General features: G+C 66.0%; 14 protein-coding genes. 10 read left to right on the top strand and 4 right to left on the bottom strand.

Features of this window, described 5'->3' with window-relative positions; translation table 11 throughout:
• Positions 1-59: 59 nt before the first annotated feature.
• The 3 genes from CYJ10_RS09825 to CYJ10_RS09835 all read left to right on the top strand — a co-directional run bounded on the left by CYJ10_RS09825 (position 60) and on the right by CYJ10_RS09835 (position 3772).
• Positions 60-911, top strand: coding sequence for an intradiol ring-cleavage dioxygenase (locus CYJ10_RS09825; RefSeq protein ID WP_101681547.1), 852 nt, complete (start codon positions 60-62; stop codon positions 909-911).
• Positions 912-1465: 554 nt separating this feature from the next.
• Positions 1466-3055, top strand: a complete 1590-nt coding sequence (locus CYJ10_RS09830) for an EAL domain-containing protein (protein WP_101681305.1) — start codon at positions 1466-1468, stop codon at positions 3053-3055.
• 99 nt (positions 3056-3154) lie between these two features.
• A complete protein-coding gene (locus CYJ10_RS09835; RefSeq protein ID WP_101681306.1) occupies positions 3155-3772 on the top strand; it encodes a LysE family translocator in 618 nt (205 codons plus the stop codon).
• An 89-nt stretch (positions 3773-3861) separates the two neighbouring features.
• Here CYJ10_RS09835 and CYJ10_RS09840 read toward each other — a convergent pair whose 3' ends face one another.
• From CYJ10_RS09840 to CYJ10_RS09850, 3 genes are all read right to left on the bottom strand, one after another.
• The gene (locus CYJ10_RS09840) at positions 3862-4863 is read right to left on the bottom strand and encodes a Bug family tripartite tricarboxylate transporter substrate binding protein (RefSeq protein WP_374703246.1); all 1002 of its coding nucleotides are present in this window, start codon (positions 4861-4863) and stop codon (positions 3862-3864) included.
• 102 nt (positions 4864-4965) lie between these two features.
• Positions 4966-5892 (bottom strand): LysR family transcriptional regulator, encoded by a 927-nt coding sequence (locus CYJ10_RS09845; protein WP_101681307.1) that lies wholly within the window; start codon positions 5890-5892, stop codon positions 4966-4968.
• Positions 5893-5990: 98 nt separating this feature from the next.
• A complete protein-coding gene (locus tag CYJ10_RS09850) occupies positions 5991-6356 on the bottom strand; it encodes a DUF3175 domain-containing protein (protein WP_101681308.1) in 366 nt (121 codons plus the stop codon).
• A 285-nt stretch (positions 6357-6641) separates the two neighbouring features.
• Here CYJ10_RS09850 and CYJ10_RS09855 point away from each other — a divergent pair, with 285 nt between their 5' ends.
• Both CYJ10_RS09855 and CYJ10_RS09860 read left to right on the top strand, forming a co-directional pair.
• Complete coding sequence (locus tag CYJ10_RS09855; RefSeq protein WP_101681309.1) at positions 6642-7145, top strand: phasin family protein; 504 nt, start codon at positions 6642-6644, stop codon at positions 7143-7145.
• A gap of 165 nt (positions 7146-7310) precedes the next feature.
• Entirely contained in the window at positions 7311-7706 is a 396-nt protein-coding gene (locus CYJ10_RS09860) for a hypothetical protein (RefSeq protein ID WP_101681310.1), read from the top strand.
• 173 nt (positions 7707-7879) lie between these two features.
• On the opposite strand, the gene CYJ10_RS09865 is transcribed toward CYJ10_RS09860, so the two are convergent.
• The gene (locus tag CYJ10_RS09865) at positions 7880-10471 is read right to left on the bottom strand and encodes a bifunctional aconitate hydratase 2/2-methylisocitrate dehydratase (RefSeq protein WP_101681311.1); all 2592 of its coding nucleotides are present in this window, start codon (positions 10469-10471) and stop codon (positions 7880-7882) included.
• A gap of 486 nt (positions 10472-10957) precedes the next feature.
• On the opposite strand from CYJ10_RS09865, the gene fliL reads away from it, so the two are divergent.
• From fliL to fliP, 5 genes are all read left to right on the top strand, one after another.
• On the top strand, positions 10958-11446 hold the full coding sequence (gene fliL / locus CYJ10_RS09870; protein WP_066742072.1) for a flagellar basal body-associated protein FliL: 489 nt from the start codon (positions 10958-10960) through the stop codon (positions 11444-11446).
• A 149-nt stretch (positions 11447-11595) separates the two neighbouring features.
• On the top strand, positions 11596-12606 hold the full coding sequence (gene fliM / locus CYJ10_RS09875; protein ID WP_101681312.1) for a flagellar motor switch protein FliM: 1011 nt from the start codon (positions 11596-11598) through the stop codon (positions 12604-12606).
• Positions 12599-13066: a flagellar motor switch protein FliN gene (fliN, locus tag CYJ10_RS09880; protein ID WP_101681313.1), complete on the top strand. Its 468-nt coding sequence runs from the start codon at positions 12599-12601 to the stop codon at positions 13064-13066. The genes fliM and fliN overlap by 8 nt, the downstream gene beginning before the upstream one ends.
• Entirely contained in the window at positions 13063-13596 is a 534-nt protein-coding gene (fliO, locus tag CYJ10_RS09885) for a flagellar biosynthetic protein FliO (RefSeq protein WP_101681314.1), read from the top strand. The genes fliN and fliO overlap by 4 nt, the downstream gene beginning before the upstream one ends.
• On the top strand, positions 13593-14402 hold the full coding sequence (fliP, locus tag CYJ10_RS09890) for a flagellar type III secretion system pore protein FliP (RefSeq protein WP_254775959.1): 810 nt from the start codon (positions 13593-13595) through the stop codon (positions 14400-14402). The genes fliO and fliP overlap by 4 nt, the downstream gene beginning before the upstream one ends.
• Positions 14403-14410: the final 8 nt, after the last annotated feature.

Genomic DNA, 14410 nt, shown 5'->3' on the forward strand with positions numbered 1-14410 from the left:
AACACTGCGCCCGCGACCCGGCGCTACACTGGGCATCTCATTTCCTGATGGAAGATGCGATGTCCGCAAACTCTTCGCAGCCGCCATCCACATCGCGCCGCCGGCATCTGCTGGCGGCGGCGCTCGGCGGCGCCGAGCTGGTCACGCTGTCTCGCACGGCGCCCGCCAGCGCGCAGGCCTTGCCCACCACCGCCAGGCTCCCGCTGACGGCCCAGACCACCGAGGGGCCGTACTATTTCGATGCGGCCAAGGTCCGCCAGGACATTACCGAGGGGCAATCGGGTGTGCCGCTCGACCTCCGCTTCACGGTGGTGGACATCCACGGCCGACCCCTGGCGGGCAAGCGCGTGGACCTGTGGCACTGCAACGCCGCAGGTGTGTACTCGGGATATGCCGGCCAGGTCGACGATCACGACCAGGCGGTGTCCACCAAGGGCCAGACCTTCCTGCGTGGCAGCCAGCCGGTGGGCGCCGATGGCGTGGCAGCGTTCCGCACGATCTATCCGGGCTGGTACGAAGGGCGCGCCACGCACCTGCACATGAAGGTGATCGACGGCCGCCGCACGTTGCTGACCACGCAGTGCTTTCTGCCCGACGCGCTCAGCGAATATCTGTACACCCAGCTGCCGGCCTATCGCCGCAAGCGCCTGCGCGAGACGCTGAACAGCAACGACGGTATCGCCCTGCGAGCCGGCGATACGGTGTTCGGCGCCGTACGCGAGGCCAAGGACCGCTATATCGCCACGCTGATGCTGGTAGTGGACCCTGCGGCAACGGCGCCGCGCGAATCGGTCCCGCCCGGCCCGCCGGGATCTGCGGGTACGCCGATGGGGCCGCCGGGCCAGGGCCAGCACGCGGCGCTGGATGGCAACGCGCGCGTGGCCGCCATCGTGCCGGGCAGCAAGTCGTAGGGCATCGCCCTACCACCTCGTCCAACCCGCTCCCTCCACCTTCGGATGCCGATCGCCCTGGGCGAACGGCCCGTCTTGCCCCAGACCCTGCCCCAGACCTGCCCCAGACCTGCCATTGCCCGGCATGCGCTGCCGCGCCAGGCACCCTGCGTCAGAATCTGTCACATCGCCTCGCTGGAGCCTCCGGATGTCGACCCGCCGTCACCGGAGTGCCGACATCCGGGGGCCTCACACCACCCCGCCATCGGGATGAATTCGGGCGTAGGCGAATATCCCTTACCCTGTGTTTGAATCCGTGCCGTGCCGGGAACGCCACTCGGGCATGCCATCGGGGGAAAATGCAAAAACCCGCACGAAGTATCAGACATGACCGCGTCATTGTTAGCTATGCTCCCCAGAGCAGGCGCGTAATTTTGTGGTGCAGCAACGCAACACCCGCTCCGGGTATCAGGCAACACTGTCAATACTGTCAAATCGGTTTGTGAGGTTGTGAATGGCACGGTGCGCGCAGCGCCGTGGGCGCCCTCCGGGGCGCACTCTCCTGAGGGCTCCCGATGCAGCGCAGCTGGTTCCTGGTTGTGACGATCGTGCTGGCGACGATGGCCACGCTGTTCCCGGTGGGGATCGGCGTGTTCATGGCCCAACTCGAAGCCAGCCGGCGCGAATCCGAGCAGCTGAGCGTGTTCGCCGACGCGGCCGTGACGCGCGCCGAGACGGTCATGACCCAGGCGCTCAACGCACTGCAGGACCTGGAATCGCTGCGCGAAGATCCCTGTTCGTCGTCGCATCTGGTGGAGATGCGGCGCATTACCTATACCTACCGTCACATCCAGGATGCGGGCGCCTACCGGGGCGGCAAGCGGCTGTGCTCGGCCCTGCTGGGCGCCGTGCAGGCCGACCAGTTCATCCTGCCGCCGCCCGACTGGCGCACCCCCGACGGCCTGGACTACTGGTTCGACCAGCCCAACCCGTTTGCCGCGCCGCGCCGTTCGATGCTGCTGGGCCGCAATGGCAGCTATGTCGGGCTCGATCCGCAGACCTTTGTCGATGTGGTGGACCGCGAATCGCGCATGCTGGCCGCCGTGCAGACCGATGCCGGGCGCATCTTCGCGGCGTCGCAGGGCGCCAACCTGGCGCGGCTGCAGCGCGCCTATGCCGATCACGCCTACGGATCGGGCGGCGACGCCACCAACGACGACGATGCGTCGATCGTCCTGCGCAAGTCGCGCAACATGCCGCTGGCGGTGGTGGTGCTGGCGCCGCGCGCCGCCCTGCTGACCAACTGGAAGGCGCTGCTGGTGGGCGGATTGGTCGTGGGGCTGGCGGCTGGCGTGCCGCTGGGCATCCTGGTCTGGCGCCGCGCCACGCGCCGCTTCAGCCTGGAAGGCGAGTTGCGCGGGGCAGTACGGCGGCACGAGATGGCCGTGCATTACCAGCCCATCGTCTCGCTGTCGGACAACCAGTGCGTGGGCGTCGAAGCGCTGGTGCGCTGGCGCCGCCACGGCCGGCTGGTACGTCCCAACCTGTTCATCCCGATGGCGGAGAACGCCGGCCTGATCCAGCAGATCACCGACCAGGTGCTCGACATCGTGCTGGCCGAACTGGGCACGCTGCTGCGCCGGCATCCGTCGTTCTACGTATCGATCAACGTCGGCACGGAAGACCTGAAGAGCCGCCGCTTCCTGAGCGTGCTCACCGCGCGCCTGCGCGGCACCGGCATCTCGCCCGACCAGATCCGCATCGAGGCCACCGAGCGCGGCTTTCTGGAGCCGGACGTGGCGCGCGACACCATCCAGGCATTCCGTGACGCGGGCCATCCGGTCTATATCGACGACTTCGGCACCGGCTACTCCAGCCTGTCGTACCTGCAGAGCTTCAAGGTCGACGCGCTGAAGATCGACAAGTCCTTTGTCGACACGATTGGGCAGGAGGCGGCATCGAGCGCCGTGGCGCCGCACATCATCGCCATGGCCCAGTCGCTGGGGCTGCAGGTGGTGGCCGAAGGCATCGAGGACCGCGCCCAGGCCGATTTCCTGCGCGCGCAGGGCGTGGACTACGGCCAGGGCTGGCTGTTCGGGCGGCCGGTGCCGGCCGTGGAACTGGCCCAGGTGCTGGCACGCGGGGTGGCGCCCGCAGCCGCCTGAGCAGCCTGGGCCGCCTAGGCCACCGGAGCCGCCTGAGCCGCTTGCGTCGACTTGCCGCTAGAATCGGCAGACAACACCAACGACCATCGAGAGCCCATCATGTCCCTGCCCGCCCTCTTCCTGACCGCTGCCGGTGTCGGCCTGGCCGTTGCCGCGCCGGTCGGGCCCATGGGGATGCTCTGCATCCGCCGCACCCTGACCGATGGCCCGCGCGCCGGGTTGTCGATCGGCTTTGGCATTGCCTGTGGCGACGCCGTGTATGGCCTGGTGGCCGCGTTGGGGCTGGTGGGGGTGTCGCAGTTCATGCTGGCCTACGACAAGCCGCTGCACATTGCCGCCGGGCTGTTCCTGCTCTACCTGGGGCTGCGCACGTTCTTCCACAAGCCAACCGAACAGGTGGCCACGCTGCGCGGCAATGGCACGGGCCTGCGCGCGTTCGCCAGCGCCTTCCTGCTGACGCTGACCAACCCCCAGACCATCATCATGTTCGCCGCGCTGTTCGCCACGCTGGCGCCGCGCGGGCCGTTCTCGACGACCATCGCCATGACCACGGTGCTGGGGGTGTTCTGCGGATCGATCGCCTGGTGGTGCGTACTGGTGGCGATGGTCACGGGGGCGCGCCATGCGCTGGGCACGCGCCTGCGCCAGTGGATCGACCGGGTGGCCGGACTGGCGCTGGCGGCGTTCGGGCTGGCGGAGATCCGCCGCGCGATGTAAGGGTGCGAAGTTAAAACGCGACCAAGGGCGCGGCGGCATCGGCGGCCAGGAGAATGGCCGGATTCCGGCCCGATCCCGCCTGACCTGGCTTATTCGGCCTTCGCGCCCGAATCCTTGGCCACCTTGGTCCACTTGGTGGTTTCGGTCTTGATGAAGCCGGCCAGCTGCTGCGGCGTCATGTCGCCGGCGGTTACGCCCTGCTCGTCGAAGCGCTTCTGCACGTCCGGCTGCTTCAGCACCTTGGCCAGTTCGGCGCTCACACGCTGGCGCACTGCCTCGGGCGTGCCATGCGGCGCCATCAGCGCGTACCAGGTGGTGACTTCATAGCCGGGCACGCCGCTCTCGGCCACGGTCGGCACACCCGGATAGGCGGCCGAGCGCTTGGCCGACGTCACGGCCAGCGCCTTGACCTTGCCGCTCTTGATATGCGGGTTGGCCGACGGACTGGTCTCGATCGCCATCTGGATCTGGCCCGCGATCAGGTCGGTCATCATCGGCGCGCCGCCCTTGTACGGGACGTGCGAAATATCGGTACCCGTGGACGCGCGGAACAGCTCGCCCGACAGGTGCTCGGTGCTGCCGATGCCGGCCGAACCATAGTTGACCTTGCCCGGATTGGCCTTGATGTAGGCCACCAGTTCTTGCACGGTCTTGGCCGGAATCGACGGATTCACGATCAGCACGTTAGGCGTCAGCGCCACCATGCCGATCGGTTCCAGGTCCTTCTGGAAATCGTAGGGCAGCGTCTTGTAGATGCCGGGTGCCATCGTATGCGCCACGGTGGCCAGCAGGAACGTGTAGCCGTCCGGATTGGCGCGAGCCACCAGGGCCCCGCCGATCGTGCCGCCCGCACCGGGCCGGTTGTCGACCACCACGGGCTGGCCCAGTGCCTCGCCCAGCCGCTGGCCCACGGCACGTCCGATGATGTCGGTGGTGCCACCCGAGGCAAACGGCACGACCAGCGTGATCGGCTTGGACGGCCAGGCATCGGCGGCGAAGGCAGCGGTGGGGAAAGGGGCCGAAACGGCGGCAGCCAGGACCATGGTGCCGAGCGCCTTCAGCGCGATGCGGCGCGGCATGCGTGGGGTCATGCGAGTCTCCTGCGGGAATCGTTGGAATAGTTGGAATCGGTTGCACCCCCGACTCTACGGAGTCCGCGCCATGTGCGCCAGCCCCGACGCGGCGGACGGTGTTCAGGATTTGTGAAGGGTGGCACCTGGCCAGCGCCCGGCCGTCACCAGTTCACGCGCCACCTGTTCCAGCACGCTGCGGGCGGCCAGGCCGGCTGGAGACAGTTCGTCGTCCGACAGGCTCACCAGCATGTTCGGACGGCTCACCCCGGCGTCCACGATCTCGATCAGCGTCAGCGGGTCGCCCAGATGGCGGGCCACAGCCGCACCGGGCTGGATGGTGGCGCCGATGCCGGCGCGCACGGCGTCCATCAGCATCGCCAGGCCATCGATTTCCGCCACCACGTTCAGCGGCCGCTGGTTTCGCGCCGAGGCCGCATTGAGCACCGCGCGCAACCCATGGGCGCCGCTTGGCAGGATCAGCGGCAGGTCGCCGATGGCATCCAGGTGGATCGTCTCGGCGGCGGGCAGGCCTGGCTGGTCGGGCCGCGCGATCACGAACAGGCGCTCCTCCAGCAGCCGCATGCTGCTCCAGCGTTGCCCCGGCTCCATCTGGAACAGCACGGCCAGGTCGAGCTGGCGCGCGCCGATCATCGTGGCCAGGCCGCCCGACAGGCTTTCCACCAGATGCAGGCGGATGTCGGGATAACGATCGCGCATGGCCAGCATGAACGCCGGCCCGAGCACCGCCAGCGTGCTGGGCGCCATGCCCACGCTGACATGCCCGGACAACCGTGCGGTACGCGCCGCATGCGCCGCATCGTCGGCATGACGCAGCGCCAGTTGCGCCTGGCGCCAGAATGCCAGCCCCGCATCGGTGGGCACCACGCCGCTGGACGTGCGCTGCAGCAACCGCGTGGACAGCTCGCTTTCCAGGCGGCTGATCTGCTGGCTCAGCGCGGAGGTGACCACGCCAAGCCGCTGCGCCGCCTGCCCCATGCTGCCAAGCTCCACCACATGCACGAAGTAGCGCAGTTGCCGCAATTCCATTTCCTCTCCCCGCTGTCCGCCTGAATTTCAGCCCGTATTGTGCCTGTGGCGCAGGCAAACGGCACAGGCCATGTGCCCGGGACAGCATGTGCGACCGGCTAGGCGCGCCCGAACGCCTCGCGCAGCTTCTGCTTCGCCCGTTGCAGCGTGGCGCGCCGGGTCTTGGGCAGATTGCGGCCGGCGCGGTTGATGTAGAAATTCAGCATCGACATGGCCGACTGGTAGGGCGTGCCCTTGCGGCGCCGGCTATGCGTGGCCGATTGTTTCAACGACTTCGCAATGGCCTCCGCGGAATCCGACTTGAAGATGTCCGGCGCCAGATCCATCGCGTCGCTGCTTTCGGTCACGCGCTGCGACCAGCGGCGTGCCTTGCGGCGGGACTTGCCGCTGTGCGGCCGATGGCGCGTGGTCTTCGAGGTCTTCGAGCTCTTCGTTGAGGTCCTTGAGGCAACTGTCTTGGTCATGACGCATGGCTCCTGCACGATTCGTACACAAGCCCCAGCGACATCCGTGCCACCCGTACATCGCGAATCGCGAAGGCGCAATGGGACATCTGCCGGTTGACCCGTGATCCGTCATGGATGACGATGTGGTGGCGCCCCCAAGGATGCCGTGATGCCTGCCCGTGATGCCGGCATCACCCCGCCCGGTCACCTGTCCAATCGACTGGCACATCCCCTTGCAGCACGTTTGCAGCACGATTCGCACTGCCCTTTTCTCACTGGTTGAACAACCTGGAGCCTTCCAGCATGCAAAGCCAATCCACGACCCCCTGGGCCATCTGGCCATTCCAGCCGTTTGCTTTCCCGCCTGCCGCCTTCCAGCCGTTTGCAGCGTTCGACAACAAGCTGCTGGAGAACTGGCAGAAGATGATGGGGCTCAATGCCGACTTCTCGCGGTCGATCGCCGAGGAAACGCAGTTCGACTGGGCCTCTTGCTTCATGCCGCAAGACCCCGAGGAACTCTACGCCCGGCAGTGGACCAACCAGATGCCCATGATGTCGATTCCGCTGCACTACATGAACGCCATGCTGGAGCTTGGCGCGGCCACGCAGCGTGCCTGGATGGACACCTGGGGCCATTGGCTGGGCCTGCCGGCGCTGCTGCCGACCATGTCCATGATGCCCGTGATGCCCGTGATGCCCGTGATGCCCGACGTGTCGGCGGCGCCGACCGCCAAAGGCGATGTGGTCGATGTACCGGCCGGACGTGTGCGCGAGACACCGCGCGAGCGCAAGGGCAATTCGCATTAGCGAGCACCGCGCCGGCGCCGGCATGCCGTGCGTCGGCACGTTTAAGCGTGAGGGTCTATCCTTGCAGAGACACAAACCCAGGCTTGCGTCATGCCGCCTGCCCGATGGCTTGATGGGCGCACTCGGGCGGGCCTTTGAATCGCGCCCCAATCTGGCGAGGCTCCCATGAGCAAGACACTTCTTTCCAGTCTGATCGTCGCTGCGGCAGCCGTGGCCATGGCACCACTTGCACACGCGCAAACCAAGCAGTTCGACCCCTATTCCCAAGGCGCAAAGGCCGGCAAGGCCGACCCGTACACCGATGGGGCCAAGGGCAAGCCAGACCCGTACACGGACGGCGCCAAGTCCGGCAAGTTCGACCCCTATACCGATGGCGCGAACAAGTCGACCCGCACCGACCTGGCACCCTCGGCCAAGGCCGATCCGTACACCGACGGCGCCAAGTCGGACAAGTACAACCCCTATACGGACGGCGCTCGCACAGGCAAGCCTGACCCGTACACCGACGGCGCCAAGACCAGCAAGCCGGACCCCTATACCGACGGCGCGAAGTCCAAGTAACGCCGGTCCGGCACGTCTGACCCACCACGTCTGACCCACCCGCTCCGCCCGGTGCAGCCGCAAGCTGTGCCGGGCGTTTTGCTTTCCGCCGTCAGGCCTAGGCGCAAAAGAAAAAACCCCGCGGCGCCGGAGCGCTCGCAGGGTTTTTTTTTCGCTTGTCGCGACGGGTAGGCTTACAGCGTCACCGTATCGGCCACTTCCTTGAAGTCTTCGATCTGGTCGAAGTTCATGTACTTGTAGATCTTGTCGCCGTTGGCGGTGAGCACGCCCATGTCGGCCATGTACTCTTCCTTGTTCGGGATACGACCCAGGCGCGAGCAGATGGCGGCCAGTTCGGCGGAGCCAAGGTACACGTTCGTGTTCTTGCCCAGGCGGTTCGGGAAGTTACGCGTCGACGTGGACATCACCGTGGCGCCTTCGCGCACCTGTGCCTGGTTACCCATGCACAGCGAGCAGCCCGGCATTTCGGTACGTGCACCAGCCGTGCCGAACACGCCGTAGTGACCTTCCTCGGTCAGCTGTTTCTGATCCATCTTGGTCGGCGGCGCGACCCACAGCTTCACGGGGATGTCGCGCTTGCCTTCCAGCAGCTTCGACGCGGCACGGAAGTGACCGATGTTGGTCATGCACGAACCGATGAACACTTCGTCGATCTTGGCGCCAGCCACATCCGACAGCGTCTTCACGTCGTCCGGATCGTTCGGGCAGGCCACGATCGGCTCATGCACGTCGGCCAGGTCGATCTCGATCACGGCGGCGTACTCGGCGTCGGCGTCCGGAGCCAGCAGCTTCGGATCGGCCAGCCATGCTTCCATGGCCTTGATACGGCGCTGCAGGCTGCGCGGGTCCTGGTAGCCTTCGGCGATCATCCACTTCAGCAGCGTGATGTTGCTGTTGATGTATTCGATGATCGGTTCCTTGTTCAGGTGCACCGAGCAACCGGCGGCCGAACGTTCAGCCGAGGCGTCCGACAGCTCGAAGGCCTGCTCCACCTTCAGGTCGGGCAGACCTTCGATTTCCAGGATACGGCCCGAGAAGATGTTCTGCTTGCCTTGCTTGGCCACGGTCAGCAGGCCCTGCTTGATGGCGTACAGCGGAATGGCATTGACCAGGTCGCGCAGCGTCACGCCGGGCTGCATCTTGCCCTTGAAGCGGACCAGCACCGATTCCGGCATGTCCAGCGGCATCACGCCGGTGGCGGCGGCAAAGGCCACCAGGCCCGAACCGGCCGGGAAGCTGATGCCGATCGGGAAGCGGGTGTGCGAATCGCCGCCGGTGCCCACGGTGTCGGGCAGCAGCATGCGGTTCAGCCACGAGTGGATCACGCCGTCGCCCGGGCGCAGCGAGATGCCGCCACGGGTGCTGATGAATTGCGGCAGCGTGTGGTGCGTCTTTACGTCGACCGGCTTCGGATACGCGGCGGTGTGGCAGAACGACTGCATCACCAGGTCGGCCGAGAAGCCCAGGCAGGCCAGGTCCTTCAGCTCGTCGCGCGTCATCGGGCCGGTGGTGTCCTGCGAGCCCACCGAGGTCATCTTCGGTTCGCAGTACGTGCCCGGGCGGATGCCCTTGCCATCTGCCAGGCCGCACGCGCGGCCAACCATCTTCTGGGCCAGCGTGAAACCCTTGCCGGTGTCGACCGGGTTCTGCGGCAGGCGGAACAGCGTCGACGGGGCCAGGCCCAGCGACTCGCGGGCCTTGGCGGTCAGGCCACGGCCGATGATCAGCGGAATGCGGCCGCCGGCGCGCACTTCGTCGAACAGCACGTCCGACTTGACCTTGAATTCGGCGATCACGGCGCCGTTCTTCAGGGCCTTGCCTTCATAGGGGCGCAGTTCCACGACGTCGCCCATTTCCATCTGCGACACGTCGAGTTCGATCGGCAGCGCGCCGGCGTCTTCCATCGTGTTGTAGAAGATCGGGGCGATCTTGCTGCCCAGGCACACACCGCCAAAGCGCTTGTTCGGCACGAAGGGGATGTCTTCGCCCGTGAACCACAGCACCGAGTTTGTGGCCGACTTGCGGCTCGAACCCGTACCGACCACGTCGCCGACGTAGGCCACCAGGTTGCCCTTGTCCTTCAGCGATTCGACGAAGGCCACCGGGCCGCGCTTGCCGTCTTCTTCCGGCTGGAACGCCGCGCCTTCGCGCTTGTTCTTCAGCATGGCCAGCGCGTGCATCGGGATGTCCGGGCGCGTGGTGGCGTCGGGGGCCGGCGACAGGTCGTCGGTGTTGGTCTCGCCCGGCACCTTGAACACGGTGATCGTCATCGATTGCGGCAGTTCCGGGCGGCTCGTGAACCACTCGGCATCGGCCCAGCTCTGCAGCACAGCGCGGGCGTTGGCGTTGCCCTTGTCGGCCTTTTCCTTCACATCGTGGAAGGCGTCGAACATCAGCAGCGTCTTCTTCAGCGCGTCGGCGGCCACGGTGCCCACTTCGGCATCGTCCAGCAGGTCGATCAGCGGCGAGATGTTGTAGCCGCCCAGCATCGTGCCGAGCAGTTCGGTGGCGCGGGCGCGCGAGATCAGGGCGGTCTTTTCCGAACCCAGGGCCACGGCGGCCAGGTACGAGGCCTTGACCTTGGCTGCATCGTCCACGCCGGCCGGCACGCGGTACGTAATCAGGTCCACCAGGGTCTGCTCTTCACCCGCCGGCGGGTTCTTGATCAGTTCGATCAGCTCGGCCGTCTGCTTGGCGGTCAGCGGCAGAGGAGGAATGCCAAGCGCAGCGCGTTCGGCGACATGGGCGCGATAGGTATCAAGCATGGGAACCTGCTGTTAATAGGGTTGTGACGGGTACTGCCTTGTCTCTTGTAGGCCGGCGGCGCAATACCACCAGCGGCGGCGTGATTGTAATCCGAAGTCCGCCGGAGATCAAATGTCTTATATCTTATATAAGAGTTAAATTGGCGGAAACACGATACGGCAAGGGCCGGCGGGTGAAGGACTGTTGCAAACCTGCAGATTAGGACTGTTCCGGCGACAAGCAAAGCTGTACCGCATCGTCCGTCGCAAAGCGCCTCATGCATTACATTTGCGTCATGAACCGCGGCGATCCGGCCATGCATGTCTTAAGTTCCGCGCCCCGCTATCGTTAACCAGCGTAGCAGGCGCAAATGGCGCGCCAATGCGCCCCTGCGCCCGATGCCCGCTCGCTCAAACGGCCAAGCTGAGCGGGTTTCCCCCTTTTTATCGGCCCTTTGCTTACCTGCAATTCAGGAAGAATGGCAGGCATTCCGACACAGGCATCTCATGGCGAACACGCTTTCCCCCTCCCAGACTGGCGGCACTTCGAGCAAGCGCGGCCGACTGCTGCTGATTGGCGGCGGCGTGCTGGTAGTGGTGCTGGCTGCTGGCGGCTTTTTCCTGGGCAGCATCCTTAGCAGCAATCATCAGCCGGCAGCACCGGCTGCCCCGGTCGTGCCGCCGCCGATCTTCGTGCCGCTGGATGCGTTCACCGTCAACCTCAAGAGCGAAGACGGCGACCGTTTCCTGCATACCGGCCTGTCGCTGAAGGTGGCGGATGCCGACACCCAGGGACGTCTGGCGCAGTACCAGCCGGAAGCACGCAGCCGCATTCTGCTGCTGCTCTCGGCACGCCAGCCGGCGGATCTGGCCACGGTGGAAGGCAAGCGCAAGCTGGCCCAGGACATTCAGGCGGCGATCAGCCAGCCGTTTGCCCCGGGTCTGCCGCCGCAGAAGATCCTGGATGTCTTGTTTACTTCGTTCGTGGTGCAGTAATTCTGCTGTCCGCACCGCGAACCCTGAGCCTAACCGATAGATATGAAACTGCCCGCCGAACTTCTCTCCTGCCGTCGCGTGACGCGCGACGTCTGAAGCCGGATATGGACCGTTTCATCCTCACAGCCGTTCACGGGGCAGGACACTAGATGGCCTACGACAAGTTCCTCTCGCAGGACGAGGTAGACGAACTACTGAAAGGCGTATCCGGCGAAGCCGATACGCCAACGGCCAGCGCACCGGTCGTCGAAGAAGGCGGCGTGCGGCCGTACAACCTGGCTAACCAGGAACGTATCGTCCGCGGCCGTCTGCACACGCTCGAGATCATCAACGAGCGTTTTGCCCGGGCACTGCGCACCGCGCTGTTCAACTTCATCCGCCGTGGCGCCGACATCTCGGTAGGCACGGTCAGGATCGAGAAGTACGGCGATTTCGTGCGCAACCTGCCGGTGCCGACCAACCTGAACCTGGTTCACATGAAGCCGCTGCGGGGCACCGCGCTGTTCGTGTACGACCCGAACCTGGTGTTCCTGGTGGTCGACAACCTCTTCGGCGGCGACGGACGCTTCCACACCCGTGTGGAAGGCCGCGACTTCACCCAGACCGAGCAGCGCATCATCCGCCGCATGCTCGACCTGACGCTGAACAGCTACAGCCAGGCCTGGCGCACCGTGCATCCGATCGAGTTCGACTATGTCCGCTCGGAGATGCACACCAAGTTCGCCAACGTGGCGGGCCCGAACGATGCCGTGGTCACCACCGCGTTCCATATCGAACTGGGCGCCGTGGGCGGGCAACTGCATATCTGTATCCCCTTCTCGATGATCGAGCCGCTGCGCGATCTGCTGATGAATCCGCTGCAGGACGAAGTCGAGGTGGACAAGCGCTGGCTCGGCCAGCTTTCCAACCAGCTGCGTGCCGCCGAAGTGGAACTGGTGGCCGAATTCGCGCACCTGCGCAGCACCGTGGCCGAGGTTCTGGCCATGCGTGAAGGCGACGTGCTGCCGATCGAACTGCCGGAGAAGATCTTCGGCAAGGTCGACGGCGTACCCGTCATGCAGTGCGGCTTTGGCACGATGAACGGCCAGTACGCACTGCGCGTGGAACGAATGATCAATTACCAAGACAGCGATCCCAACAAGGAAACCGATCATGACTGACGGCACTCAGGACAAGCCGGTCGATCCGATGGACGATTGGGCTAGCGCCCTGGCGGAGCAGACCAGCGTCGAACAGGCTGCGCCCGCTGCCGAAGCGGCCGCTACCACGGCGCCGGCAGCCCCGGCCATGCCGACCGCCACGCCCGCGGCTTCCACCGTATTCCCGCCCCTGGCACAGGAGGCACCGAGCGGCTTCCACAACGATATCGGGATGATTCTCGATATCCCCGTGCAGCTGACCGTGGAACTGGGCCGCACCAAGGTACCCATCAAGAACCTGCTGCAACTGGCGCAGGGCTCGGTGGTGGAACTGGACGGCCTGGCCGGCGAACCGATGGACGTGCTCGTGAACGGCTACCTGATCGCCCAGGGCGAAGTGGTGGTGGTGAACGACAAGTTCGGCATTCGCCTGACGGACATCATCACGCCGTCCGAACGTATCCGGAAGCTCAACAAATGACAGCCGCCTCGCGCCGGTCAGCAGCTGCCGTGCGCATTGCCTCGGGCATCGTCCTTACGGGCCTTGCCGTGACTGGTGCGCAGGCCGCTGATGTCGTGCTCAGTACTGCCCAGGCGGGCAACCCCGCCAGCAGTGCCGCCGCCAGCCATTCGTTCGCCAGCAACGCGCCGGCGATCAGTAGCGGCGGCAGCCTGGTCCAGGCGGGCCTGGGCCTCTTCGCGGTCATCGCGCTGATCCTGGCCATGGCCTGGGTCGCGCGCCGCGTGGGCCTGGTGCGCCACGGCGCCGGCACCGCATCGATCAAGGTCGTGAACAGCCTGACGCTTGGCACGCGCCAGAAGGTCGTGACCGTGGAAGTGGGCGATACCTGGCTCGTGCTGGGTGTCTCGCCCAATGAAATCCGCCCGCTCCATACGCTTCCGGCCCAGCCGGACAGCGGCGCGCCCACCGGTTCGCCATCGACCCCGCCGATGCAGGGCGGCTTTGGCGAACGCCTGATGCGCGCCATGCAGGAAAACCTCAAGAAATGAACTCGCCGCGTGCCGCCGCTGTCCAGCGGCTACCCGTGAAGCCCTTCGTGCGTCCGTCGCGCGTGGCGGCCGCCCTGCTGGCCCTGCTGCCGCTGGCGTTGTGGCTTGCGCCCGACGCCGCGCTGGCACAGTCGCTGCCGGGCGTGACCAGCCGCGCCGCCGCCGGTGGCGGCCAGGTCTGGTCGCTGTCGATCCAGACGCTGGTCCTGCTGACGTCGCTGTCGTTCCTGCCGGCGGCCATGCTGATGATGACCGGCTTCACCCGCATCATCATCGTGCTGGGCCTGCTGCGCAACGCGCTGGGCACGGCGTCGTCGCCGCCCAACCAGGTGCTGGTGGGCCTGTCGCTGTTCCTGACGTTCTTCGTGATGTCGCCGGTGCTCGACAAGGTCTACGCCGACGCCTACAAGCCGCTGTCCGAGAACCGCATCAGCCTGGAAACCGCGGCGCAGCGCGCCGCGGTGCCGGTGCGCGCCTTCATGCTGCGCCAGACGCGCGAGAAGGACCTGGCGCTGTTCGCCCAGATGGCCAAGACGCCCGAGATGCAAGGCCCGGACGACGTACCGTTCTCGGTGCTGGTGCCGGCGTTCGTCACCAGCGAGCTGAAGACCGCGTTCCAGATCGGCTTCACGATCTTCATTCCCTTCCTGATCATCGACCTCGTCGTGGCCAGCGTGCTGATGGCGATGGGCATGATGATGGTGCCACCCGCCACCATTTCGCTGCCGTTCAAGCTGATGCTGTTCGTGCTGGTCGATGGCTGGCAACTGCTGCTGGGATCCCTGGCGCAGAGCTTCATGAATTGACCGGAGCT

It is taken from the genome of Cupriavidus pauculus, assembly GCF_002858765.1.
Lineage (GTDB): Bacteria > Pseudomonadota > Gammaproteobacteria > Burkholderiales > Burkholderiaceae > Cupriavidus > Cupriavidus pauculus_B.

Bases quoted from the DNA above. Each gene is read 5' to 3' on its own strand.
- fliP (WP_254775959.1), top strand. From the start codon at position 13,593: ATGAACTCGCCGCGTGCCGCCGCTGTCCAGCGGCTACCCGTGAAGCCC.
- CYJ10_RS09860 (WP_101681310.1), top strand. From the start codon at position 7,311: ATGAGCAAGACACTTCTTTCCAGTCTGATCGTCGCTGCGGCAGCCGTG.
- CYJ10_RS09835 (WP_101681306.1), top strand. From the start codon at position 3,155: ATGTCCCTGCCCGCCCTCTTCCTGACCGCTGCCGGTGTCGGCCTGGCC.
- CYJ10_RS09825 (WP_101681547.1), top strand. From the start codon at position 60: ATGTCCGCAAACTCTTCGCAGCCGCCATCCACATCGCGCCGCCGGCAT.
- CYJ10_RS09865 (WP_101681311.1), bottom strand. From the start codon at position 10,471: ATGCTTGATACCTATCGCGCCCATGTCGCCGAACGCGCTGCGCTTGGC.
- CYJ10_RS09855 (WP_101681309.1), top strand. From the start codon at position 6,642: ATGCAAAGCCAATCCACGACCCCCTGGGCCATCTGGCCATTCCAGCCG.
- CYJ10_RS09830 (WP_101681305.1), top strand. From the start codon at position 1,466: ATGCAGCGCAGCTGGTTCCTGGTTGTGACGATCGTGCTGGCGACGATG.
- fliO (WP_101681314.1), top strand. From the start codon at position 13,063: ATGACAGCCGCCTCGCGCCGGTCAGCAGCTGCCGTGCGCATTGCCTCG.
- CYJ10_RS09845 (WP_101681307.1), bottom strand. From the start codon at position 5,892: ATGGAATTGCGGCAACTGCGCTACTTCGTGCATGTGGTGGAGCTTGGC.
- fliL (WP_066742072.1), top strand. From the start codon at position 10,958: ATGGCGAACACGCTTTCCCCCTCCCAGACTGGCGGCACTTCGAGCAAG.
- CYJ10_RS09850 (WP_101681308.1), bottom strand. From the start codon at position 6,356: ATGACCAAGACAGTTGCCTCAAGGACCTCAACGAAGAGCTCGAAGACC.
- CYJ10_RS09840 (WP_374703246.1), bottom strand. From the start codon at position 4,863: ATGACCCCACGCATGCCGCGCCGCATCGCGCTGAAGGCGCTCGGCACC.
- fliN (WP_101681313.1), top strand. From the start codon at position 12,599: ATGACTGACGGCACTCAGGACAAGCCGGTCGATCCGATGGACGATTGG.
- fliM (WP_101681312.1), top strand. From the start codon at position 11,596: ATGGCCTACGACAAGTTCCTCTCGCAGGACGAGGTAGACGAACTACTG.